Annotated in this window: 18 protein-coding genes; 13 read left to right on the top strand and 5 right to left on the bottom strand. The window is 51.7% G+C overall.

Going from position 1 to position 25,099, the window contains the following annotated elements:
- Window positions 1–148: 148 nt before the first annotated feature.
- Complete coding sequence (locus tag H6624_07540) at window positions 149–1,669, top strand: hypothetical protein (protein MCB9084182.1); 1,521 nt, start codon at window positions 149–151, stop codon at window positions 1,667–1,669.
- Window positions 1,670–1,752: 83 nt separating this feature from the next.
- Window positions 1,753–3,093, top strand: a complete 1,341-nt coding sequence (locus H6624_07535) for a right-handed parallel beta-helix repeat-containing protein (GenBank protein MCB9084181.1) — start codon at window positions 1,753–1,755, stop codon at window positions 3,091–3,093.
- A 10-nt stretch (window positions 3,094–3,103) separates the two neighbouring features.
- On the opposite strand, the gene H6624_07530 is transcribed toward H6624_07535, so the two are convergent.
- The 3 genes from H6624_07530 to rpsD all read right to left on the bottom strand — a co-directional run bounded on the left by H6624_07530 (window position 3,104) and on the right by rpsD (window position 7,448).
- Window positions 3,104–3,631, bottom strand: coding sequence for a hypothetical protein (locus H6624_07530; GenBank protein MCB9084180.1), 528 nt, complete (start codon window positions 3,629–3,631; stop codon window positions 3,104–3,106).
- 247 nt (window positions 3,632–3,878) lie between these two features.
- Window positions 3,879–6,638, bottom strand: coding sequence for a hypothetical protein (locus tag H6624_07525; protein MCB9084179.1), 2,760 nt, complete (start codon window positions 6,636–6,638; stop codon window positions 3,879–3,881).
- Window positions 6,639–6,815: 177 nt separating this feature from the next.
- Window positions 6,816–7,448, bottom strand: coding sequence for a 30S ribosomal protein S4 (gene rpsD, locus H6624_07520; protein ID MCB9084178.1), 633 nt, complete (start codon window positions 7,446–7,448; stop codon window positions 6,816–6,818).
- 372 nt (window positions 7,449–7,820) lie between these two features.
- On the opposite strand from rpsD, the gene H6624_07515 reads away from it, so the two are divergent.
- From H6624_07515 to H6624_07495, 5 genes are all read left to right on the top strand, one after another.
- On the top strand, window positions 7,821–8,957 hold the full coding sequence (locus H6624_07515; protein ID MCB9084177.1) for a hypothetical protein: 1,137 nt from the start codon (window positions 7,821–7,823) through the stop codon (window positions 8,955–8,957).
- Between the two features lie 137 nt (window positions 8,958–9,094).
- Window positions 9,095–11,203, top strand: coding sequence for a HAMP domain-containing protein (locus tag H6624_07510; GenBank protein MCB9084176.1), 2,109 nt, complete (start codon window positions 9,095–9,097; stop codon window positions 11,201–11,203).
- The gene (locus tag H6624_07505) at window positions 11,200–12,486 is read left to right on the top strand and encodes a response regulator (GenBank protein ID MCB9084175.1); all 1,287 of its coding nucleotides are present in this window, start codon (window positions 11,200–11,202) and stop codon (window positions 12,484–12,486) included. Before H6624_07510 ends, H6624_07505 begins: the two co-directional genes overlap by 4 nt.
- Entirely contained in the window at window positions 12,479–12,907 is a 429-nt protein-coding gene (locus tag H6624_07500) for a response regulator (protein ID MCB9084174.1), read from the top strand. The genes H6624_07505 and H6624_07500 overlap by 8 nt, the downstream gene beginning before the upstream one ends.
- On the top strand, window positions 12,876–14,549 hold the full coding sequence (locus H6624_07495) for a hypothetical protein (GenBank protein ID MCB9084173.1): 1,674 nt from the start codon (window positions 12,876–12,878) through the stop codon (window positions 14,547–14,549). Before H6624_07500 ends, H6624_07495 begins: the two co-directional genes overlap by 32 nt.
- Here H6624_07495 and H6624_07490 read toward each other — a convergent pair.
- On the bottom strand, window positions 14,546–15,379 hold the full coding sequence (locus tag H6624_07490; protein MCB9084172.1) for a CoA transferase: 834 nt from the start codon (window positions 15,377–15,379) through the stop codon (window positions 14,546–14,548). The genes H6624_07495 and H6624_07490 overlap by 4 nt on opposite strands.
- Before the next feature lie 16 nt (window positions 15,380–15,395).
- On the bottom strand, window positions 15,396–17,387 hold the full coding sequence (locus tag H6624_07485; GenBank protein MCB9084171.1) for a PAS domain S-box protein: 1,992 nt from the start codon (window positions 17,385–17,387) through the stop codon (window positions 15,396–15,398).
- Between the two features lie 194 nt (window positions 17,388–17,581).
- Here H6624_07485 and H6624_07480 point away from each other — a divergent pair, with 194 nt between their 5' ends.
- From H6624_07480 to H6624_07455, 6 genes are all read left to right on the top strand, one after another.
- Window positions 17,582–18,793 (top strand): acetyl-CoA C-acetyltransferase, encoded by a 1,212-nt coding sequence (locus H6624_07480; protein ID MCB9084170.1) that lies wholly within the window; start codon window positions 17,582–17,584, stop codon window positions 18,791–18,793.
- 12 nt (window positions 18,794–18,805) lie between these two features.
- Complete coding sequence (locus H6624_07475; GenBank protein MCB9084169.1) at window positions 18,806–20,926, top strand: enoyl-CoA hydratase/isomerase family protein; 2,121 nt, start codon at window positions 18,806–18,808, stop codon at window positions 20,924–20,926.
- Window positions 20,907–22,055 (top strand): acyl-CoA dehydrogenase family protein, encoded by a 1,149-nt coding sequence (locus tag H6624_07470; GenBank protein ID MCB9084168.1) that lies wholly within the window; start codon window positions 20,907–20,909, stop codon window positions 22,053–22,055. Before H6624_07475 ends, H6624_07470 begins: the two co-directional genes overlap by 20 nt.
- A 529-nt stretch (window positions 22,056–22,584) precedes the next feature.
- Entirely contained in the window at window positions 22,585–23,094 is a 510-nt protein-coding gene (locus tag H6624_07465; protein MCB9084167.1) for a hypothetical protein, read from the top strand.
- 80 nt (window positions 23,095–23,174) lie between these two features.
- A complete protein-coding gene (locus H6624_07460) occupies window positions 23,175–24,092 on the top strand; it encodes a TIGR02147 family protein (GenBank protein MCB9084166.1) in 918 nt (305 codons plus the stop codon).
- A complete protein-coding gene (locus H6624_07455) occupies window positions 24,089–25,096 on the top strand; it encodes a hypothetical protein (protein MCB9084165.1) in 1,008 nt (335 codons plus the stop codon). The genes H6624_07460 and H6624_07455 overlap by 4 nt, the downstream gene beginning before the upstream one ends.
- Window positions 25,097–25,099: the final 3 nt, after the last annotated feature.

The raw sequence follows: 25,099 nt of genomic DNA, 5'->3' as shown, positions 1-25,099 counted from the left end.
GGGCTTATTTCGATTTGAAGCCTGGTGGCCGCATTTCGGTAACAGATGTTTAAAGCCTCAGCGCTCCAGGCAGGGCTTAGGATTTGCCCGACTCAAGTCCTTGTGCAAAGATCTTTGCTTTTCCGGGGACATAAAAAAGGGGGGGACCATGGGAAATTCATTCTCTAGAATGGGATTATTGCAAAAGTTATTTGTTCTCACACTGGCCTGTCTGAGCCAGCTGGCCTTGGGGTCGCCCGTTAACAAGGCAGGGGATCCCTTGCTGGCCAGGGTGCAGATGTTGAGTGAGGGAATGTCCCGTGTACTGTTGGAATGTCCGGAGCGTGTATGGCCCGGCATGAATTGGCGGGATCCACAGGTGGTGTATTCGGACCACGAGAAGCAACAGGCATTTGTTTGGAACGAGTTCGGAGGTAAGGACCTTTTTAGAGCCATCGATTTTAGTTTGTTGCCACCAAGTATGGCCTTTGGTTTTTATGCTAATGGCGAATGGAAGGGACGGGATGCCTTGGCCATTAATTTGGCCTTTACCGGCAGGATGCCGGCGGGCCCTTTCCAAAAGGATTTTGCACTCACACTCGCCGTTCATGAAGGCTTTCATTTTTATGTTCAGAGTCAATGGGGCCTCCCCAAAGACGAAGGCACTCGGGCAACTGAATACCCGGCTGATTGGCAGCCTCGGCGCCTGCGGTTTGAGCTATTGAATGCACTAGTTGAGGCCTTTGAGAGGGGAAGCCATTTGCCGGCTTACCTTTCGGTTGCGTCCTATTGGCGCCAGGAATTGATGAACCGGTATCCAGGATTGGCGGAAACCTATAAGCAAACGGATGTAGCTGAAGGTTCGGCAAGCTATATGGATGGAGTGTCTTCAGCCATAGCCTGGGGCGGTTGCGGTCAGTCGGAACAGGAATTATTGGATGCTATGCGCGGGGCTCTGCGGACGGAGTTGGTTCAAATCAATGAGCCTGAAATGGAAGTGTTTGGTCACGACCACTATTCCTTGGGGTTGGTTTCCGGGTTGATTATGCGCGAACAAGGACGCATGGGCTGGGAACATCAGGTATCCCTGGGTGAGAGGCCGGTTGATTTGGTTGTGGAGGGAATTCTCCCCATGGCCCCGCCGGAGAACCATGAAATCCGTGAGCAGGTGAAGGCTGCGGTTGAAAAGTTTAATTCGGAGACTGGCAAAGTGGTGGATCCTTTTTTGGCGACCATGGCCGATCCCGCCTCGATCCGCGTGGTAATGCCTTACAAGTTGATTCAAGGGGCTTTCGGCACCCAAGGCTTTATCTTGCCAAAGGCCGTTCCTGGCATGGAACTCATTCTGGCCATCGATGTGCGCTTTGGCAGTGCTGACGGCCGACTAAATGGGGAGTTGAAAGGTCAAACTGTAGGTGTGGTTGAGGATGGAAATCCCTGTGCAACGGCTGACGAAAGCAAGAGCCAGTGGATCATTCCTCTTGAAGCATCGTCCCTGCAAACGGACGGTACTTTCTTTGAAATCAGCAGCCCGCAGTTTCAGGTGACGGGTCCTCACGAGCGTTTGGTATCCCGGCCTCAGGGAGGTGTGCGGTGGTACTGCCTAGAGGAGAACACCGTCAGTACACCCGAGGGGGCTATGAAGCCATTGAACACTGTGAAGCCACTGGTCACCCGAACGTGGTGGTAGTGCCATAGGTTGCGTCTCGCCCGGTTCCCTTATTGCAGTATTCTTCTTATTGCCAAGATGGCAATTGGGGGACGGGTCTGAAAATGAGACGGATTTTAGGTACTTATATCTGGGGGACTATGATTCTGGCAGTCATATTGCTTGGCTGCAGTGGGGAATTTCAGGCCCGCAACAGCCTGCGCCTTGGCTCAGAGGAAACACTTTCTCCCCTGCCGGGGGATCCAAGTTTTAAACGTGAAATCAAAGTGACGACGGTGGAAGAACTCACCAGTGCTCTGGCTCTTGCTGAGCCAGGGGACGACATCATCATCGGTCCCGGAAGTTATGAGATCGAAGGCAACGTGATGATTGCGAGGGCCGGGACATCAGAGGAGCCCATTCGTCTACGGGCAGCTATGGCCGGCGATGCACTTTTGGAAATGAACCCAGGTTCGTCACCGACGGAAGGCTTTGTTGTTCGCGCTCCTTACTGGATCTTGGAAAATCTGGTGATCCGTGGTTCCTGTATTCCGGGAGACCATAGCAAGTGCGAAAACGCGGTCCATATTCGAGGTGAGGCCGATCACCTTATTGTACGCAATAACACCATGACAGAATTCAATTCTATGATTCGTGGTAGCGGCTCTGGGGTCAGTGGGTCACCATACAAATTTGCCAACGATGTGTTGCTGGCCAATAACCGGCTATACAACTCATCAGCGCGGGACACTTCTGGCAATGTCAATTTCATCGATGTCAGTGGCGGGGCACGTTGGACTTTTCGCCGCAACTTTCTCTATGATTTTTCCAAGAATTTGGGAGATAAGACCAGCTACGGAATATCCTTGCGGGGGAACTCCCGAGATGCCGTCTTTGAGTCCAATCTCGTGGCTTGCTCCCGATACCTGGCCAGTGGCACTCGCGTTGGACTTTCTCTCGGCGGTGACGGGCTCTCTCTCTCTCAATCCTGTGAAAACATGAACTGTTCAACGGAGCATACTAACGGTACTGTCCGCAATAACATTGTGATCGGCTGTAGTGACGCGGGCATTTATCTTAACAAGGCCAATAATACTTTGGTGATTCAAAATACCTTGGTTGGCACTGAGGGAATTCATGTTCGGGACTCAGAAGCGACCGCTCGGGTGATCAACAACCTTGTCTCTGGTTCGATTTGGGCAAGCAACAAGGGAGGCATCATCATGAATACGGGTAATCAGATTCGAGAAGGGGAAGACCTGTTTAACAATTATCTGGCTGGGGACTTTAAACTCACGCAAAAAGGTGAGTCGGATATGGATACCACCACCCGCGATCCGGCGGCCCTTCATGACTATTGTGGGCAGGTAAGAACAGCAACCACTGAAGTGGGAGCTATCGAGTACGGGACGGCAACATCGAGCAGCTGTCTTGATGAGCTATTAGGCTTTTATCAGGCCTTCTAGGGAGATCTCCTTAGTTTTCCAGAACTTTGATGCGCAATCGCTGCTTGTTCATGGCCTCGCCGATAATCAGTTGGGCTGATTTGGCGTAGACAGAAAAGAACTCATCATTAAACTCAGCGGTCTCGAAGTCCAGGCCAGTGTCATCAAATCGAGTGGAAAATGTGACGAAGCGGGCGTCCTGGGAAACTCGAATTTGCACTTTTTTGTCCAAGCCACCAAACTTGACCGCGATTTCCCGGTCACTCATGTGCTCCCGCAACTTGGCCATGCTTGCGCGAGTGGGAAGTTCCAGGGTGCAGGAGTAGGCCAAATTGTCCTGGTCGCGAACCAAGACGCGGCCACAGATCTCATTGTCAGTTGGCGTAAAGGTGAACTTCTTGCGACGTAAATCCATGGGCGCATAGAGGCCACTGCTTCCGGCTTCTGGGGTGAAGTAAGCACGGCGCTTGAGAGTCTTGTAGTTGACCTTCACTGCTCCAGCAGGAACAGCCACAAAAGTCATAGCCAAAAAGGCGACCAAACCAGCCACTCGAAACATTCGATTTCCTCCTGTATCGATAAATCCGTTCCCACAGGGAGCAACCTCTGTGCCGGATAGTTTGACAGTCATGGAAAAATCACAGGCTTTTGGCAGCCTTAAAGCTCCGAGATTGGGCCTTGAGTGACAATATTGGGCCAGAAATTTGGTTCCAGGTCCTCAAACGGGATGCGCCACAACAAAGGAATCTCATAAGTGAGATTGCTTTGTTGTGGCGCATCCCGTTTGAGGACCTGGAACCAAATTGCTACTCCCAGCACTGACTCTGATTAGTGTTGATAGAAACATCATTCCAGCCAACAGATCCGGGTGCACCATTACTTTCGGTGCCAGTTCCCCCTGATCCGGGGTTGGCGTCTGGCGCCGGGAAGTTTCCAGATCCCTGGCAGGCACGGCCAATCAGTCGGCCACCACCACCGCCACCACCGGCTCGGGCAGTTCCGGTCCCAGAGGCGCTCCCTCCTGGGCCACCCGTCGCGTAGAGATTAAGATTGGTATCCAGTGTTTGAGCGACGACTTGAACAGTACCGCCACCGCCACCACCACCGGTGTCCTCACCAGCCCCGCTAACATTATTGCCGTTCATTCCATCCGATCTAAAGATGGCCATTCCAGATCCGCTGGTACGATTGATGGTGCGGGCATAGACGGCCACGATACCGCCACCATTGCCCCCATCACCAAGGGACTGGGAACCGGCACCACCGCCTCCACCCATGATGAAGAAGTCTTCCCAGTGACAGGTTCCTCCGCATTGCAGGTCCATCGTGGGAGCACCCTGGCCTCCAGCTTGGGTGCCTGAAGCACTTCCGCCATTACCACCCGAGGCTCCTCCTCCTCCGCCGCCGCCTCCGTAGAGGTTAAAGCCACCACCAGCATTGCCGACAGGGCTCAGATAGTTTGATTTGTAACCAAGATAAGAGTCTCCGGTGCGCGACGTGGCTGTCCATTGACCCCCACGGTAGCCGTAGCCGCTGGCGGTAATGGCAAAGTTGCTGTTTCCAAGGTAGTCCATCACTCCATTCACTCGAAAAGCGAGAACACCTCCGCCCGAGGTGTTAATTTGCAGGGAAGAAGCATCAAACAGTCTTGTTCCCCCAGAGGCATCCAAAGTTAAGTTATTAAAATGAGGAACTCGTTGAACAAACACCCGGCAGAAGCTGCCCCCCTGATTGACGTCCGCAGTGGTCAAAGCAGAGGCTGAAACCGCCGATCCATTGAGAACAATCGGGGCCAAGAGGGTTAAAGTGCGTGAAGTGGTATTAAGGCTGCGCACATAGTTGTAGCCATACATACCGGGCATCAACTCAGGTCCACAATTGTCAGCGTCTTCCGCCAGCACCATCCAAAGAATTTCGTCGCCTACTTCAAATTCGGTATTTGGAGAGTTAAGAGTTCCCCCCTGTAGGGTGAGGGTGCCCCCATCAGGCGAAACGGCCTCTACGAGGCGCTTGGCCATTAGGACCTTCCCGCCCAAGATGGATATGTCTGCTGCTGGGTTGGATACATTCGTGCTGATCGTGCGAGTTCCATCAGCACCTGTTCCGAAGGTGGCCACACCACTTCCGATGTCACGCACTTCTGTAGCGGCCCCATTAAGAAATTTTCCGCCGGCGTCGTAGGGACAAATCACTACCTGTTGATCATAGACATTGGTGGGACTGAGTCCTTGTAGAAGGACAGAATTTGCCGCCGCACCGGGAAGATCAGCCGCGAACGAAAAGCCAAACTTTGTCGTCAGCTCGTGACAGGCGATTTGGTCATTGAATCGATAATCACTGTTATGATTGGGGTCGTAGCGTTTGAAGACTTTTACCCCCGTAACGGCGCCCGGACCGGTGAAAACTCCCGGCAGGGCCTGCCAGGACAGTGCGGCTGTGTTCAAGCGACTTTGATAGAGGGATTGAGCGGGCGTCATACCGTACTTGCCCTTTTGCATGGCAAAGATCCCTTCAAATCCATACAGGCCACGGCCGCCGCCGCCCTCACCCAATTCTTCCCACTGGAGTTTTAGAGTATCGACAAATGGAGTTCCGCCAGTGCAGGGTCCACTGGTTTCATCTGCTCCACCGGCCGTGCGGTGAAAATCTCCCGTGTCGCCCGAAGTTCCCGACCATTGAAAGGGGACTGATCCACTACTATCCACCCAGGCCTTGCTCATGTTGGAATTGTCACTCACATCATAGCAAACCGTTTTGCCCGTACTTCCGGGTCCGGCAAAGCCCATAAAGTATTCGCCGGCTGGAATCATTTCGTAGGGTGCCGCTTGATCGTGCATTTCATCCGCATAGAACACCGGATGTTTCATATGCATCATCCTGGTGGATACAGCAAAGTCTGGATGACTATAGTTCAAATTTGAAAACAGCATTTCGCCCGTTTCGCGTAGGCGATATTGCAGGGGAGTCGTTTGAAACAAGTGTGCATTCATCCATCCGCCGGCCGCGTACAGCTCATGAACAAGCATCAGGGGTTTATTGGCTCCAGGGGGCTGGTAGAGCATTTCCACCACGCCTGTTGGACCAGTTCCGTCCGCTCTAATGTAGCGAATCCCAGCCTCAGCACTCGCTTCGCCATTGGCGAGAGTTTGGGTGACCACCTCAACAACATTGTTGCCGGGAACAATATTTACCAATTGATCTCCATAGTCGAAGATGGTGCCGCCGGTGAGTTTGTCGGTGACAATGAGGACCTGTACCAATTGGTTTGGCCCCTCTTGAACGGGGAGAATAAACTCGGGTGGAGGCATTTCCTGGACAGCACTATCGTGGTGCATGGGTTCCCAGCCACCAACAATGGGTGGGCCACCTGCCGGATTGTGAACATTGATGGCAACCTTGGTGATTTGGTCACCACTGCTTTGGGCACCATTGCGACTTTGGTAAATATCCTGCAGGGAGAGCCTGACTTGGGTTTTTCCACTCGGGTTGCGCTCGCACCCCATGGAGAAAACCAGGGCCAATAGAAATAGAATATGGACGGGGGAATAAACGTACTTCTTTTCCATATTATGTTTATCGGAAGTTGTGGGCGTACATTTGAGAGGTGGTGAATCGTTCTGAGAATGTTTTTTTAATTCTCAGATCGATTCATCAGTGTGGAATGCCTGACACTCATAAAAAAAGACAGGTCATTGACCTGTCTTTTTTTGTTCCTGGCAGCCAAAAAGGCGACTAGAACTTAATTAGGCTTTGCGAGCAGCGTAGTACTCAGTGAACAGTCCTGAATCGAATTGAAACGGGACATGCTCAAGACCAGGTACTGCCTGAACAACGCCTACTTGGGCTCCATTTTCTTCTTCACGGCGGAGGAAGTCAGGAAGCTCAAGGCGGGGGGCTTGTTGGGCACGAAGATAAATCTGGTTTTCGTAGGCCTTAGGTTTAAGGCTTACTTTTGCACCAGGCTTCAATACACAAGAACCAACAGTAACAATTTTGCCATCAACCATCACGTGACCATGGCTCACCAATTGACGAGCAGAACGGATGCTGGGTGCAAAACCAAGACGGAAAACAACTGAATCCAGGCGGCTCTCTAGGAGACCTGCCAATTTAGCAACCCAGTTGGTTCCAGAACCACGCTTGGCATCGCGGATAAAACGACGCAATTGCTTTTCACGAAGCTCATAATTGCAGCGGATTTTCTGTTTCTCTTCCAAGCGGAGAGCAAAGTCAGAATATTTGCGGCGACGATTGCCGTTTTGACCAGGAGGATAGGGACGTCTTTCCAATGCACCGGCTTTACCCAGGCCAGGAAGTTCAACTCCCAATCGACGTTGAATACGATAACGAGCGATTTTGCCCACTTTTTTGCTCATTCCAAAACCTCTTCTTTGAGCTACTTTTCAGTTTCTGCGCGCAATTCGGTTCCGGCGAAGTTGGAAAACCCCGGGGTAGCCCCTTAAGCCGATAGAACCTGAATGGACTCGTATACTAAGAAAATTCTCAATTCGCAACGGCCTTTTCCCATTTTCCGGGAAAAGTCCGCAAATATCGCGGTCTTGGCCTATCAAGTAAAATTCCTTTCAAATTTCAGTTAGTTGGGAATGGCCAATGGGGATATTCCCCTTGGGTCCAAAAATGATCCACAAAAACGTCCCAAAAAACGACAAAAACTAAGTATTTTCAGCATGTTGAAAAGTTAAGCACTATACTGGAAAACGGTTGTGATGTTTGTGTGAGGAGAAATTATGAGGGTTACGGTCCGTTTATTCGCCCTTATGGTATTCCTTATGGTCGCTCTGTCGGCCTGTAAGGAAGGGGATTCCGTTGATGCTGGAGGAGGCACCGATGTGGACATTGTTCCACCTTATATGCCCCCCGATCCCAGTACCTATGTATGTAATCCGTTCGATGGCTCCGAGCAGTTAGGGGACCGCACCCAAGGGATCTTGGGTAAACTGTTCTACACCCTGCCCGGAGAGACCAACTACACCCGCGCCGTCGACTATATTACCTATGCCCATCCGGTGGATGAGGTGAGTTTGTTTTTTAACCAACTCAGTATTCCCACCCGCCCCTGGGATCGAGGGTTTGTCACCCGTTCCGGAGATGTGATCACCACTCCTCAGGGTGACACCTTGTATGAGTATTTCGGTATTAACTTTAAGAGTCAGTTTACTCTCGCTCCCGGTGAGAGCTCGGGGCTGTATCAGTTTGCCATTCTCTCTGACGATGGCGCGGTCCTGCGCATGCAGGATGCCAACGGAGATTGGCAGGAAGTGGTCAATAATGATGGCACCCATCCCACGCGTATGGGCTGTGGAACCTATCCCGTGGATATCCAAGAGGGGCAGTATATTCCTTTTGAAGTGGATTACTACCAAGGGCCTCGTTATCACATTTCTTTAATTATTATGTGGCGTCCTTGGAACGGTGATGCCAATGACCCTGAGTGCGGTCGCCAGGGTAACAGTCGATATTTCGACTCCACCCAGAATCCGCCTTCGCCTCAGGCCGCTTATCAGGGTCTCTTGGATCGTGGTTGGCAAGTGGTGAGTTCTGATCATTACTATTTGGAAAAACCGGAAGAGAATCCTTGTAACGAAACCGCTCCTGTTATCGAGGACTACCTGGTGACCGACGTGCAACAGACAACGATTTCAGTTTCATGGTCGACCGATAAGGCGGCCACCACTGAAGTGGAGTGGACCAATGTTGGTACTGGAGAGGTTTTGACTTCGAAGAAAAAAGGCTTCCGATTTGACCACACGATGACTATCTCAGGCCTTTTGCCTAACACGACCTACAGCGTAAAGGGCATCTCATCCTCCAGTTCGGGGCTGTCGACGGAGACATCCCCAGTATTAGTGCGCACCAAGCGGTAACTTGAAGTCTGTACTCTGGTAGTTGCCGCATCATTTCCCGACCAAGGTGGAGATCTTTGTTGGGCTGTGACTCCTTTTGAGTCAGGCCGTGAATTCTCCCTGTTATTGCTCCGATAAAAAGACGGGAGAATATATAGATGAGGCCGCTGTTCTCTATTCGTTATAAATTTCTGATTGTCACGACACTGTTGCTGGTTTTGTGTGTCGGTGCCTACCTGGGCCTGGCCGCCAAAATCCTTAAGGGTGATAAAACCGAGTTGGTCTATGACTATAACAGGAGCGCGGTGACCAACATTGCCTCAGACATTGAGACCTTCTTCCAAGGTGTAGCAGACAAAATCAAGTTAGTGGCCTTTTTCTTTAACGAAAACAAGGGACGTTCAAACCGCCTTATGCGGGAGTTGCTGGAGAGTGATTCTGAAACCGTCTTTGTCGGCGGAAGTGACGGCTTCAGCCGGGTGGAAAAGGCCCTTTATACCAGTGGCACTTACCTCGAGACCTACGGAATCAAAGAGGAGTACTTTCTCAATCAGCTTCCGGCAAAGCGTCCCATACCCTTCGACCGCATTCGGGTCGAAGGTGAAGCGGTATGGAACGCCACGATTCTGGATGGGCCTCCCCTGGTGGGTTTTGGCCGCAGTGTTGTGGAAGAGACCGAGGCCGGAGTTCCAGTAAGACAGTACGCGGTGATTAGCTATCTTCGCGCCGACAAGCTGATGACGGCTCTTGGCCGCGCCACTCTCAATGAGGTTTTTATCACCAACGAAAAGGGTGAGATTCTGGCCCACCCGAAAGTGGAAATGATGGGACAAGAGGGAAGCCCTGATGCATTGATCCTCAAGGCCATGGAGCACCCACTCAACACCAGCGTGTTACCGGCCGAGGTGGATGGCAAGAAAGTATTGGGAGCCTTCTCAAAAGCCTTTAACAAACGCATTATGGTGGTCTCTCGGGTGAGTGAGGACAAGGCCTTTGCTGTGGTCTACCACCTGATTTATCGCTCCTTGTTCTTTGCTCTCATAGTCCTCACAGCTTCGTTCATTGCTGCCATCCTGTTCTCGCGTTCGCTCACTCGCCCGCTGGAAACGTTGATGGGTGGAATGCGCAATGTTTCTGAGGGAGATTTGGAAACCCAAATCGCGGTCAAGACCAAAGATGAGATCTCGGTGTTGGCCAAGTCCTTCAATCACATGATTCGCGATCTCAAGCAATCTCGCGAAGAACTGGAACATATCAATGCCGAGCTGGAAAACAAGGTCAAGGAGAGAACCCATCAGCTTGAGGTTCAAAACCAGGCGGTGAAAAAGGCCCAGGAGGCCTTGTTGCGCACAACCCGTCTCGCGGCAGTCGGTGAAATTGCGGGACGCGCGGCCCACGAGGTTTTGAATCCTCTTACCGGAATCATGTCGCGGATTCAAAAGATTCAATCCCGCCTGCGCCAGCACCAGGGTGAAGAGGCTGAGGTTCTTAAAGAGATTCTCGCCGGTTGGGAGAAGGACTTTGCTGACAAGGGGTTGGATGGCTTGGTCTCTGCTTGGAATGCGCCTTCAGAGGTCTTTGAAGGAGCCAGTTTGTTTCAAGAAGATTTGGAAAACATCAAAGCGGTAAGTGGCTCTCTGACCAGTGAGGTGGGGACCCTGACAGGCGACGTGGATTTTTTGCTCAAGGAATGTCAGCGCATTAACCGCATTGTCCAGTCCATGAGATCACTTAGTGTTGTTAAGGGTGAGTCTAAACCCCACGATGTGGGTCACCTGGTGCGCGAATCCATGCATGTGATGGCCGATTTGGCATCCCAAATGAAGGCTGAAATTTCCATGGATGAAATGGACAAGGACATCACGGTGATGGTGGATCAGGATGAATTCCTGCAGGCCATGACTAATCTTCTGCGCAATGCTCTGCAAGCCGTCAAATCCCGTGCAGATGTGGAAGAGCTTCAGGGCAAGACTTTTAAGGGCAAGGTGGAGATTTCTGTCCAGGCTGACGAAGGCAAGGCCTTGATTGGAGTGATGGACAATGGAGTGGGCATTGAAGAGGAGCACAAACGCCGTCTTTTTGAATCCCAGTTTTCCACCAAGCCAAGAGAAGAGGGCACTGGTCTGGGACTTAACATCAGTCGGAGATTTATCAGGGCCTTTGGCGGAGACATTCGCCTAGGGTCTTCCACTTTAGGTAAGGGAACAATATTTGTGGTGGAACTGCCAATTGCAGTGGCCACCGATGACGAGAAGGTATCAGCATGAAAAACTCGGCCAAACAATTGATCACCGGCCAGGAAGAAGGCAACGGACTTTCGGGACTTGCCCATGACTGGAATAAGAGGGTTCTGGTTGTCGATGATGAACCGGGAATTTTGGAAAGCTACGAAGACATATTGGCTCCCAAAAAGAAGAACGTCCTCCCTCTTCGGTCGACAAGAATAATGAGTCGCCCCCCGAACGAGACTGACCCTGGTTATGAATTTGACGTCACTATTTGTGACTCCTATGAAAAGGCCCTGGAAGCCTTTCACAAGGCGCAACAGGAAGGTCGGCCTTATGCTATGGGCTTTTTTGACGTTATGCTTGGTTCCGATAAAGATGGCTATGATCTGGTCAAGGAAATGCACAAGCAGGACCCGGACCTTTACGCCGTGTTTGTGACGGCCTATAACGACAGGAGCATTGAGTCCATCAACTCCCTGTTGGGGGTTAAGAAAGTCGACCGTTGGGATTATCTCAATAAGCCCTTTACAGAGGGAGAAATCTTACAAAAGGCGCGCAACTTCATCACCCTGTGGAACCTGGAAAAAGAAGGAGAATTGAAGACCGCCCAGTTGGCCGAAGCGCAAAATCGTTTGTTGGAGAGTGAGCGAATGGCCTCAGTTGCCGCGGTTGCCAGGGGTGTGACTCATGAGTTTGGAAATATTTTGATGCAGATCATGGGTAAGGCCGACATCTGTCGTAAGAAAGAGGCGGATGATATGCGGGCCGGTCTGGAGAGAATCCTAGAGGCCTCGCAAAGAGCCAATGATATATTGGAAAAGTTCAAGAATCTCTCGGGAACAGGTGAAGGAATTGCCAAAAAGGATTGGGTCTTTGTCCACCATATCTTAGATGAGGCGCTTGATCTGTTAGAGCACCAACTGAAAACCACCAATATGAAGGTCACCATTATCAAGAAAGATCCAGTGAAGGCCAAGGCGAATGCGACAAGCTTACTTCAGGTAATTATCAATCTGTCCATCAATGCCATGCATGCCATGGGGACTTCAGGGCAAATTGACTATGCGGTGGTGCAGGACGAAAAGTGGGCCGAGATTCGTGTTCGCGATTATGGACCAGGAATAAAAGAGGATCTCTTGGAGCAGGTGCTCCAGCCCTTTTTCACCACCAAGGGTCGCAAAGGGACTGGTCTAGGCCTGGCGATCTGTCGCGAAATTGTGGAGGTGGAGCACAGAGGAACCATGCGGGTTGCCAACCATCCAGTGAAGGGTTTGGAAGTCACCGTTCGTATTCCGATTGATGGAGAGGGCGAGCATGGCTAGGCCACTTTACGATTTACCCATTTTGGTTGTCGATGATGATGCCATGGTGAGAGATGTGGTGGTGGACTACCTTAAAGACATGGGGTTTTCAAATATTTTGGAGGCCAAGAATTCCCAGCAGGGTCTTAAGATGATTCAAAACACGAAGTTCCCTTTGGGCTTGGTGCTGTCTGATTGGGAGATGCCAGGTGTGAGTGGCTTGGTGCTGCTCAAAGCCTTGCGCAAGAATCCTAAGCGCAAGGGTACTCGCTTTATTATGATTACCAGTCAACGATCCATGGAGAGATTTAAGATCACCCAGGCGGCCCAGTGGGCGGTGAACGCCTACATAATCAAACCGTTTACCTGTGACACATTAAAAGAAAAGATTTGGCAAGTAATGGGGTGGGATGGAGCTGGTGACAGCCAAGCGACAGGCTAAGATTGTCGCTGTCTTTTTGATCATGTTTTTCAGCCTTCGGGGACAGGCATTGACCTGGTCCGATGAATTCACCTCATTGGCCAATGTGGACTCCTACGACATGAAGTACAACAGCGCCACCGGGACTTTCTACCCTGAGGTGCAGATTCAGGGTTGGAACGCCGGCAGTGGGGCCCAGGTCACATCACTGGATATGGGTGATGGGAGCCACGGGTCTTTTGATTCCAGCACCTGGGCAAACTTTGGCTCTGTCAACGGCACAACCATCACCATCGATACGGACACTTATTACCCTTTGCAGGTGACTTCTTTCACATTGGATTTGGGTTATACTCTTAAAGGCGTTGGTTCCAATCCTCTTGATATTCGTAGCCTGACAGACATCACCATTGCCGGAACCCTTGACTGCAATGGCGAAGCCGGAGAAGGCATTAACGCCAACAATACAGTGGTGTCGGCCGGAGGCAGTGGGAATTGCGGAGGAGGAGCCGGTGGGAGTGGCGGGGCCATTCCCGCAGTCGAAGCAACGGATGGCACTATGGGTGGGGCGAGCCTCACCCGTGCGGGTCTCGGCGCCAATGCGGCCAATGCGGCACCGGCCATGAATAATGTCGGTGCAACAGGAGGCGGTGGAGGGGGAGCCTACAGCCAAGCGGGAACCCAGGCGGAAGATGGCTACGACGTAACGGAAACCACTTGGAATTCAAAGGGCGGAAACTTTCAGGATGATGGTTTTACTGTTATTGGAGGCGGATCAGGTGGTGGTGGGGGCATGGCCTACAGTGGGACCGACGGAGCCAATCATTCAAGTGGAGGAGCCGGCGGTGGCGGTGGAGGAGTCGTCCTTTTGCGAGCCGTTCGCGACATCACTATATCAGGAGCGGTGAATACCAATGGCGGTGCCGGTGGCGGAACAGCCCTCACCTATCGGGCTGGCGGCGGTGGTGCCGGTGGCGGTGGAACTGTTGGCGTATGGGCAGGTCGGAATCTGAGTTTTACGGGCACCATCAATGCCAATGGGGGAACCGGTGGTGAGTCTGGCATTGATGATGCTGATGCTCCATCAGGGAACTTCCCGAATCAAGGTAAAGGCGGCGATGGAGGCGAAGGCCGCACTTGGATCACAGATAATGACAAGTGTGATGGGGCGACTTGTCCGGGAACGGAAAATCCCGCCTTTTTGGGAATTGACGAAGGCCGCGTGCGGTCGGTGATTACGACTTATACGATCACTTCTAAGGAAATCGACTTGCGCAACACCGCTCCCGTACTCAATTCAGTGACAGTGTCTGCACCCTTGAGTGGCGGCAGCACGGTGGCGGTCGAGATTGCCACCAGCGATCAGACGGGTTTTGATCCGACCTCACTGTGGGCGGCTTCGGCGACCTTTGTGGGGCAACCCATGAAGCGCTTTGTGCGCTACCGTCTGACGGTAGACAATCAAGATGCGGACAATCCAGCTGTCGTTGACTCCATCACCTTTGATTACGACGGTCATCAGCAAGATCAATTTGATTTCACCGCCAATTGCGGCACCATTGCAGCTGGCTCAGGCCCACTTCCTCCTGGTCCGACCGCCTTGTTGGTGTTGATGTGCCTGTTGCTGCCTTTGGGATCTTGGATTTATCTGAGGGAAGTCTAAGAGGGAATCGCCGCCAGAGGAATGTCTTTCGCCTGAGCCCAGGCCTCCCAGTCTTGGCTGGCTCTGCTGGCGAAATTTTCCGCCAACGCGCTCTGCGAGAGCTTTTTTAGATTGAACTCAGTCTTGAGGGTCTCAATAAATTCTGGTTCGAGGGCGGCCAAGGCAATCCACCCATCCTGGGTGGCGTAGATCCCATACCCCGGATGTGCCCCTCCCAGTGGTCCACTCTTTTGGGTTGGGCCTTCTACTAAAGGGCGGGCAAATGTTTTTGCGGCATCTCCTAGGCTCACCTGTCGATGCAGGCCAGTTCCGGCCTCTCCACTTTGCCAAAGGCAGGCAAGAATGGTCGTTGCGACTTGGGCAGAGCCCAGAATGTCGGCGAAAGTTGAAAGAGGAAGTGTCGGCGGACTAAGAAGTCCCGCCCGGGCCATATAGTTGAGATCGTGACTAGGGAATTCCGGGTCTTCGGAAAAACCGACAATTTCCACCAAACTCAGGTGTGGGTATTTACCATGAAGTGAAGTCCAGTCGAGTCCCAAGCTGACAAGAGCTGAAGGACGAAAGGAACTCAACAACAGATCTGCATCTTCTAACAAAACCTCAAGTCGTCTCTTATCGCCTTGCTCCTTTAAATTGAGCTGCAAGATGGCCTGGCCCGAGGTGATTTCCCTGTACCATTGGGAACAGTGGGTGTTGAGCGGATCACCCCAAGGTGGCTCTACCTTGGTGACTTTGATTCCCAAAGGCATGAGACTTTGCAGTGCTAAAGGGCCGGGCAAGTTGTTGGCGAGAGTGATCAAATGCAGGTCTTGTAGATTTTTGCTCTTCATGAGCTCAACACTATCCTCAGGTTAGGGACTGGGGGACATAATCTGGCTTATTTTCGGGAGCTCGATTCACTTTTCCAATCAACCTGTCTACGGCCTGAATCAGCTGATCCGAATTAAAGGGCTTACTCAAAAAGCAGTCGTCCAGATTTAAGCCCTCTCGAGAAAGAATATCTTTGTCGTAGCCAGAAATAAAGAGAACTTTCATGCTCTCTCTCATCGGGGATACATGACGGTAAAGTTCTGGACCCGATCGGCCAGGCATGACCACGTCAGTGAGGAGCAAATCGATGCGGCGGGGGTCATGGAGACACACTTCTTCAGCTTGTTTGTAAGAGTGAGCGACAGTGACTTGATAACCTGCGTGTTCCAAAATGGTTTGGCAAAGGCTTCTCAGGTCCTCTTCGTCTTCGACCAGCAGAACATGGCCTTGCCCCAAGACCCGGGATTGAGGGGACTGAGGCATAACCGGGAGTTCTGTGACCGCATCGTCTCTGGCTGGAAAGTACACGCGGACGCGGGTTCCCTGGTGCTCATAAGATTCCAATTCAACATAGCCATTGGCCTGTTGAACTGTGCCTTGGACCATGGAGAGCCCCAGGCCGGTGCCTTGACCGACATCTTTGGTGGTAAAAAAGGGTTCGAAGGCCCTTTCGGCGGTTTCCGGGTCCATGCCTTCCCCGTTGTCTTCCACTTCAACCCAAACAAAATGGCCGGTCTTAGCTGGGAAGGCCCCCAGATCTTTCGCTTGCAAACGAGACTGGCCAGTACGAATGATGACGCCTCCTCCTGTTGTCAGGGCATCCCGGGCGTTGATCACTAAATTTATAATGATTTGTTCAAACAGAGCCGGATCAAAGGAAATGGTCGGCAGCTGGCTCGGCATATCCAAAGAGAGGTCAATATCCTCAGGCAAAAGAGGGCTCAACAGTCGTTCAGTTTGTTTGACGATAGAGTTAATGTCCAAAATTTTCGGATGGAGAATCTGCTGGCAACCAAAAGCGAGAAGTTGTTTGGTGAGAATGGCCGAATTCTGCGCCGAAGTCATAATTCGCTCCAAATACTCCCTGGCAGGATGGTCGGAGGCCAAGTGGTGAAGGGCCATTCTCCCGGCCAACAAAATGGTGGCCAGGCGATTGTTGTACTCGTGGGCAATGCCTCCAGCTAGGCGGCCAATGGCTTCACGCTTTTGTGAAACAAAAAGACTCTGTTCCATCTTTTTCTTTTCCCGCAGGTCCCGGGCAATGACAACGATCCCGGACTTACCATCGAGAACCACACTGGTGAGCTTGACCTCGACGGGAACGAGGCTACCGTCCCGATGGCGGTGGAGATCCTCGCGGGACACCTGCCCTGATTGACTCAGTTGCTGGAGGATTTCAGTCATCTCAGCAGGATTGAGTCCCACGACAATATCCAACACATGGAGTTGGGTAAACTCCTCAGGGCTATAACCCAAAATGGTTTCCACCGCCGAATTGGCGACCATCACATTGCCGTGGATGTCGGAAAAGAAGATCAGGTCTCCCGCCCCTTGAAAAATCGCCTCAAACTGCCGCTGGGAATTATCCAGCTCACGACTTTGCTCGGCCAGCTTCAATTCCAATCGACGGGAGAGTCGCTCAAGATTGGCTTCGGCCAGACGCCGTTCTGTGACATCGATCACTCCGGCAATGGCTCCCATGTAGTTGCCCTTCTCATCCTGGAGGGGAGCGGTTTCCAGGGTGGCGATAATGCGACTGCCGTCTTTGCGAATAAACTCAAAGTCGTGTTGTTCAACGATGCCTTGTTCGCGGCGTTTCATGTTGCAGGCACAAATCTCTTGGCCACGGTCATCGGTGAAATCAAACAAGTGGCGGCCAATCATTTCTACTGGCTTGTACTGAAGAATCCTGGCCATGGCGGGATTGACGTAGGTGGTGACACCATTGGCATCAATAGTCCAAATCCCTTCCTGGGTGGTCTCCACCATCAGGCGGTAATCAATGTCCTTTGAAGCTGAAGTTTCCACTCACCTACTACACCCCATCGGCTTGATTGAGGTCAAACTAACAAATGGTGAAGTTGTGCGAGAAACAAACGAGACCCGGCTTCTGCCGCGCAACATTAGAGTGAATTTTCAGTCTAGATCCTCCGGCATCTCTGGACGAGGTCGCCTGTGAGTTGAATAATAGTGTTCTTGAATTTAAGCCAGGGAGGCGAGCAATGAGTGAATTTGCCTGTATTTTTGACGGTGTCCGAACCCCACGGGGCAGAGGCAGGGCGGGGGGCTCCCTCAGCACGGTTCGCCCGGTGGAGCTGTCTGCGTGGACTCTTAAGACTTTATTAAAACGCAACAATTTATCTGGGGAAGAGATCGAAGACGTGATCTTGGGTTGTGTGACCGCCATTGGTGACCAGGGTGCGAATGTGGCCAAGTCGGCCGCCATGGACGCAGGCCTTCCCGAAACGGTTTGTGGGGTGACGGTCAATCGCTTCTGTGGATCTGGCTTGGAGGCTGTCAACCAAGCCGCCGCCCGGGTGATGGCTGGCTTTGAAAAGCTCATTGTTGCCGGGGGGGTGGAGTCCATGTCTCATGTGGCGATTGGTTCCGACGGCGGAGCCTGGGCAGCTGACCCTCATTTAGCTGTCAAAACTCACTTTGTTCCCCAAGGGATTTCGGCTGATCTCATCGCCACCCTTCAGGGCTTCACCCGAGATGACGTTGACCAGTTTGCACTGACTTCGCAAAAACGGGCCGTGCGGGCCCAAGAGGAAAAGCGATTCGCCAAGTCCATGGTTCCTTTTGAAGATCTCAATGGCAACGTAGTTCTGGATTACGATGAGCACATGAGAGCCGACACCACACTTGAAGGCTTGGGCCAACTCAAACCTGCTTTTGCCCAGATGGGTGAGGAAGGTGCCTTCGATTATGTCGCCATCCAAAAGTACCCTCAGGTGGAAATGATTGATCACGTGCACACGGCCGGAAACTCCAGCGGTATCGTTGATGGAGCAGCTGCCGTCTTAATCGGTGACCGGGAATATGGAGAGAAGCTAGGACTTAAACCTCGCGCCCTGATCAAGGCTTTTGCTATCACGGCTGCTGATCCCACAATTATGCTGACAGGCCCGGTTCCGGTAACCAGAAAGGTTTTGGATCGAGCAGGGCTTAAAATATCGGACATTGATTTGTTTGAAGTGAACGAGGCCTTTGCTTCAGTTGTGATGAATTTTATGAAAGAGCTGGATGTTCCCCACGACAAAGTCAACGTCAATGGCGGAGCGATTGCCCTTGGTCACCCACTTGGGGCGAGCGGAGCTATTATCCTGGAGACTCTTTTGGATGAATTGGAGCGCACCGGAGGCAAGAGAGGCCTGGCCACTCTTTGTATCGGCGGCGGTATGGGAATTGCCACTATCATTGAGCGAATTTAACGGGGTGAAGTCATGTTTAGCTTAGAAGTAAATAACAAAAAAATTGCCATTCTCACGATGGAACTCAAAGATCAACCGGTCAATGTGTGGAACAAGGACTCGGTGGAGTCCTTCAAAAAAGTAGTGTCACAACTGACCTCAGACAGCCAAATCAAGGGCGCGATTTTTGTCAGTCCGCGCAAGGACTTTCTTGCTGGGGCTGACTTAAAGGCCCTGGTTCCATTGTCAGACGTAAAGAGGAACATGCCTTTAGTGAGAGATCTCAACCTCGCCTTTCGCCAGTTGGAGAAGTGGCCCCGACCCGTGGTGGCGGCGATTGGGGGTTCGGCCCTAGGTGGTGGCTATGAGCTGTGTCTGGCCTGTAATCATCGCGTGGCCCTCAATAACGACAAAATTCGGATTGGTCTTCCAGAGGTACAATTGGGATTGATTCCTGGAGCCGGGGGCACCCAGCGTCTGCCGCGCATGATTGGCATCATCAAAGCCATGTCCCTTTTGGCAGAAGGTAAAACAATGGTTCCCAAAAAGGCTCTCGAAGCTGGTTTGGTGGATGCATTGGCCGATACCCCAGAACAGCTTCTGCAAATGGCCGAAGCCTTTATTGAAAAGAATCCGGAGATCCTTCAGCCCTGGGGGGATAAGAAGTTTAAGATTCCCGGTGGGGGAGTCCTAACTCCTGCCGTGTACATGACTTTCACTGCCGGCAACGCTCACTTGCGGAAGAAAACCTACGGCAATTACCCAGCCGTGGAAGCGGTGATGAGCGCCGTTTATGAGGGCCTCCAGCTACCGATTGATCCTGCTCTCAAAGTTGAGGAGCGATACTTTGAATTCTGTCTGCGCACTCCGGAAGCCGCCAATACAGTGCGCACCTTGTTTTTGGGAATCAACGCTCTCAATGGTGGAATGGAAAGACCAAAGGGCGCCGAGCCCCACAAGACCCAATGCATGGGCGTGCTTGGCGGTGGCATGATGGGGGCGGGAATTGCCTATGCGGCAGCCATGGCCGGTATCAAAGTTTACATTAAGGACGTCAATATGGCGGCCGCTGAAAAGGGCAAAGCCTATACCCAAAAAGTTTTGCAGAAACGTGTTGAGCGCGGACAGATGACCGAGGCCGACGTGCAAAAGGTATTGGCATTTATCCATCCGGTCGATCAGTACGAGCTATTTGCCGAATGTGAAATGGTGGTAGAAGCCGTCATCGAGGATCGCAAGATCAAAGAAGAAGTGATAGGTGCTGTTGATCGGGTGTTACCTAAAGACGCTTTTATTTTTTCCAACACCTCAACCTTACCCATCACCAGTCTGGCAGAGTACTGTGGTCGTCCCGAGAGGTTCGCAGGGCTTCACTTTTTCTCTCCCGTGGATAAAATGCCCTTGGTGGAAATCATCCGTGGGGAGAAGTCCTCAGATGAAGCCATTGCTCGGTGTTTTGATATTTCCCGCCAGTTTAAAAAGACGCCGATCATTGTTAATGATGGCCGAGCCTTTTACACCAGCCGGGTGTTTAAGAGTTATGTGAATCAAGGCTGCTGTTTGCTCAAAGAGGGGGTTTCTCCCGCATTGATTGAAAATGCCGGCAGGATGGCCGGGATGCCGGTGGGCCCGCTGGCGGTGGCGGACGAGGTGAGCCTGGATTTGGTCTATCATATCTCACAGGCTACGATTAAAGACACAGGGGCAGACTTTGCGCCCGAGGCCACGTCTATTGCCGAGCTATTAGTGACTCAGCTGAAAAGATTGGGTCGCAAGTCGGGAGGTGGATTTTATGATTATCCAAAGGATGGCAAAAAGTCACTGTGGCCAGGTTTGACGGAGCACTTTAAGCCCTTGGCGGAGCAGCCTTCGGTGGAAGAGGTCAAGACCCGCTTGTTGTTAGCCCAAGCCGTGGAAGCAGCACGGGTGTGGGACAGGGGCGTGATCAGTTCGGCCACGGCAGGAGATGTGGGATCCATTTTAGGATGGGGGTTCGCTCCCTATACCGGGGGGATTTTCAGTTACATCGATGCCATGGGGGTCAGCCAGTTTGTTGCCGAGTGTGACCGCCTGGCCAAACAGTATGGCGATACCTTTAAGCTGCCTGATTCCATTCGCAGCAGAAAGAGTTTTCATGAAGCGCCGCTTGTATGAAGAGGAGCACGAGTTTTTTCGCGATACCTTCCGCAAATTCATAAAAGAGGAGATTGCCCCTCATTATGAGTCTTGGGAAAAGCAGGGTCATGTCCCCCGCGAGATTTACCTGCAGGCGGGCGCCCAGGGCTTTCTGTGTCCCACGGCGGACGAAAAGTATGGCGGGGCAGGGGCTGACTTTCGGTATGCGGCAATTGTGGCCGAGGAGCTTTACTTTCATTCTTTTCCGGGGGTCTTCTTCCCGCTTCACAGCGATATTGTTTTTCCTTACTTGGAGAACTTTGCCAATGAGGAGCAAATGGCCAAGTGGGCACCTGGTTGCATCAGTGGTGAGCATGTGTTGGCCCTTGCCATGACCGAGCCGGATGCTGGTTCGGATTTGGCCGCCCAACGGATGAAGGCGGAGCTCAAAGAGGACAAGTATGTCCTCAATGGGGCCAAAACCTTTATCAGCAATGGACAGATAGCAGATCTCTATATTGTTTCCGCCCGCACCAGTTCCGAGCTGGGGAAGCCCCATCGAGGAATCAGTCTCTTTGTCGTTGAGGCCGATCGCCCGGGTTTTCAGCGCGGACGGAACCTGGAAAAAATTGGTTTTCATGCCCAAGACACTTCTGAGTTGTCCTTTGAGGACTGCGAAATTCCCAAAGAGAACCTGCTCGGCCAAGAGGGGGAGGGCTGGCGCTATTTGATGGAAAACCTTCAACAGGAGCGCCTGGTGCTGGCCATTGGCGCGGCTGCAGCGGCCGACAGCTGTGTGCAAATGACCCGCGACTATGTTTTGGAAAGAGAGGCTTTTGGTAAACCCTTGGCTGCTCAGCAAAACACCCGCTTCACCCTTGCCGAATGTGCGACTCAGGTGCAGTTGGCCTATTCTTTTCTTGATGATTTGATTCCTCGCCACATGGTTGGGGAGACATTGATTCAGGAAGTGAGCATGGCCAAATATTGGATCACTGACACCCAAAGCTCAGTGGCTGACCGCTGTCTGCAGCTGTTTGGTGGTTACGGCTACATGACTGAATACCCCATCTCCCGCCAATACGTCGATGCCCGCGTTCAGCGCATCTATGGTGGGGCCAATGAGGTGATGAAGGAGTTGATCGCGCGGGGAATACTCGGAAAATAGATTTTGTTGTTCATGTAGATCCACAAAATCCTTTTTCGCGGAAGTCGGTCCTTTGCCGACCATCCTCCGCAAATCCTCACGCGCCTTTCGGCCGCAGGCGCGTCTTCGGGTCGCATCACCTTCGCTGCTGCGCCTCGGATACGCCCATGCGCGACGGCGGAGGATTCGGATTTGCGGGGATGGCTCGGCAATCGGACCTCCTCTCGGAAAAAGGCGGCCCAAGGTTTTGTGGATCACCAACAAAAAGTCGGGCGAGGAAGATATCGTTGTTGAGTTTTGATATGCCTAGTTATTGAGCATTAATGGCCTCTGTGGTGTTTTAGTCGGAAGAAATAAATCCTTAAATTTCATGCTGAATATGGTGATAGCTTGGTGCGCCGACAGAAATGTCGGGGCGAGGTGATAGGTCACAGATTGTGAAACCTTTTCTTGATAAGTTGTGAAACTCCGTTGAAACAAATGCCGGGTCGGTGGGAAACCTCTTTTCAAGAGCTCTTGGTTTTAAAAATTAATTCGAGGAGGAATTAGCATGAAAACATTGATGGCTTTGGTGGCCCTTTTGGTAGGAATTGGATCTTTAAATGCTCAGGCAGCTCGTCTTCCAGACAAGGATGCTTCTTGGGAGGTGTTACAGAAAGATCACCGTGTGATCTTTGAATTGCCTCAACTGCGCTTGGAGAGCTGGTACATGAGAGCATCCAGTGTCTGCGTTGAGGGTGATAACCTTCGCTCTATTCGTAAAATGACCGAGTGTGCTGTGTGGCGCGACCGCGGTGATGAGCGTTACTGTGAAGAGGAAATGGAAAAATATGTTTATCGTCCGATTTCCGGTACTCGCACCGTATGTGTTGAGTATCGCAACCGTCGCGATAACGAAGACTGCATTCGCTATGAAGATATTGAATACACCATTCCTCTTTCTTATGAGATTGAAGTCTATCGCCGTGTAGCTGGTGGACGTGACTCCGATGACTTGGATCGTTCCAGAATGTACCGCCCTTTGTTTGAAAAAACTTTTACCATTCCTGCTTGTCAGTAATTGGTCGTTATTTGGGAGACCCCGTTACACCCACGGGGACTCCCTTTTTGATTTTTAAATTAAGTTGATTGAGGATTTAAGTGGAATCGGAAGTCGTCGGCAAAGAAAAGCCCGCAAGGGGGAATTCAAAGGACAAGGGGGAGCGAAAATCCCGGCTGTCCATTTTTGATTTTTCCGACTACCGGGACTTTCTAAAAGCAGCCGGTCTTCCGGGCGGTTCTTACAGTCATCAATCGAACAACCTCAGCAAGTGGGCGCAGCGATTGGGCTACAGATCAGCCAGTAGTCTCACCATGGTCTTGACGGGTCAGAGACAGCCTTCCTCAGAAATGGTACAAGCCTTAGCCCATGATCTCAAGATGACCTCTGCCGAAAAAGATTTTTTTGAAACTCTGGTTCAGCTGGAAAAGGCTCAGAAGAGTGGCCGAGATCCCGAGCGTTTGTTGGAAAAACTGCAGAGCTTTTCTGCCCACAAGTCGGCGAGGCGCTTAAGCCTGGAAGAGTTTAAAGTCGTCGCCGATTGGTACTTTATTGCCGTCAAACACCTGATTGCAGCGCCGGGCTTTCGTGAAGACCCGGAGTGGATCCAAAAAAGACTCAGGGGCAAGGTGACCTGTGCGCAAATCAATTACGCCTTAAAAGTCTTGGAAGAATGTCAAATTGTTACCAGAAATGAGAAGGGGCAACTTTGTCTTTCCAGTCAGCCATGGCGCGGGGGCAATGAGAGCCCCAGTGTCGCCATTCGCCGCCACCATGCGGGAATGTTACAGAGGGCGCTGGAATCCATCGAAGAACAGAGTATGGCAGAGAGAATGCTGTCCGGTCTGACCCTTCGTTTGGACGTCAATCGGATGAAGGAGGCCCAGGCGGTATTGAAGGACTTTTTGGAATCCTTCAATAGCCAGTTTCACAGTGAGAAAAGTGACAATATCTACCAACTCAATATTCAACTGTTTGGTTTGAGTGCTTCTAGGGAGTTGAAGGGGAGTTCGCAATGAGGAAGTTGGGGCCATACAAGTTGCTATTGGCTTTTGGATTGAGTGTTGTTTTCACGACTGCCACTGTGGCGGCATCCGATGACCTTGACATCAAAAACCAGGTTGAACTCCTGCTCGCTGGAGAGTTACCCATTGACGAGGTCGATGATCCGCGTGTTTGGCAAATGTTGATTGGCGGGGACATCATCGGCAACGGTGGTGGCGTGGTTGAGGTGCGCTTTCATCAGGTGTACAGAACTCTGCCGCAATTGTTGAGAAGCTGTTTGATACTGCCTCAGTGTCAGCTATCTCGGGATCAAAAGGCTTTGCTCTTGGAAATTCTCAATGTGGCTAAGGACAACCTGGATCTTCCTTACAAATTGATCTTTCTCGATTCAAGATCAGCGCCCAGATTTTTTGATCAGGCACCTGAGAGAGTGGTTCGCTCCGCGCGTACGGGGTTTCGTCCTGAACTTCCAGTCTTTATTAACCGTGACCACCTCTATCTGGCAGGTCTGCCGGCAATGGAGACACCCAACATTCTTGCCTTACTCATCCATGAGCTGGGACACCAAACTGGATTATTGAGTCATTCCGAATTGGACGAGCTGGGTGGGTTGGTCGGCCAATTTTTTGCCAACGGCATTTACCACGTTGACCGCCTCTTCGATGGGTTGACGATGGAGTGGCAGGTGGTGAACTTCACTCAGCCTGAACAGTGGCCCGAATTGTGGTGGAGCTGGGGGGAGCACTCTCAGTTTTTGAGTCAAGGACTTAGGAATGCTGCCAAATGCAATGATTCCCATCATCGCCCCATTGGAGGGCAGCTTTCAAACTTGTACTGGAAGCGAGATTCCAATAATCGTGATGTGCGGGTTGTGCGCATGGGTGCTTGGCTGAAAGTGTTTTGTCAGGACGAGAACAGTGTGGTTTGGGACGAAGAGCACGATCTGCAAATCGACATTTATGTCACTTCTGAGCGTGTGGGGTCCCGTGACTATGAGGCCAAGTTTAGATTCCGCTGATGT

This window comes from Pseudobdellovibrionaceae bacterium (assembly GCA_020635075.1).
GTDB lineage: Bacteria > Bdellovibrionota > Bdellovibrionia > Bdellovibrionales > UBA1609 > JADZEO01.
The sequence above is the reverse complement of the archived record's forward strand: the minus strand, read 5'-3'. Positions and strand labels throughout refer to the sequence as shown.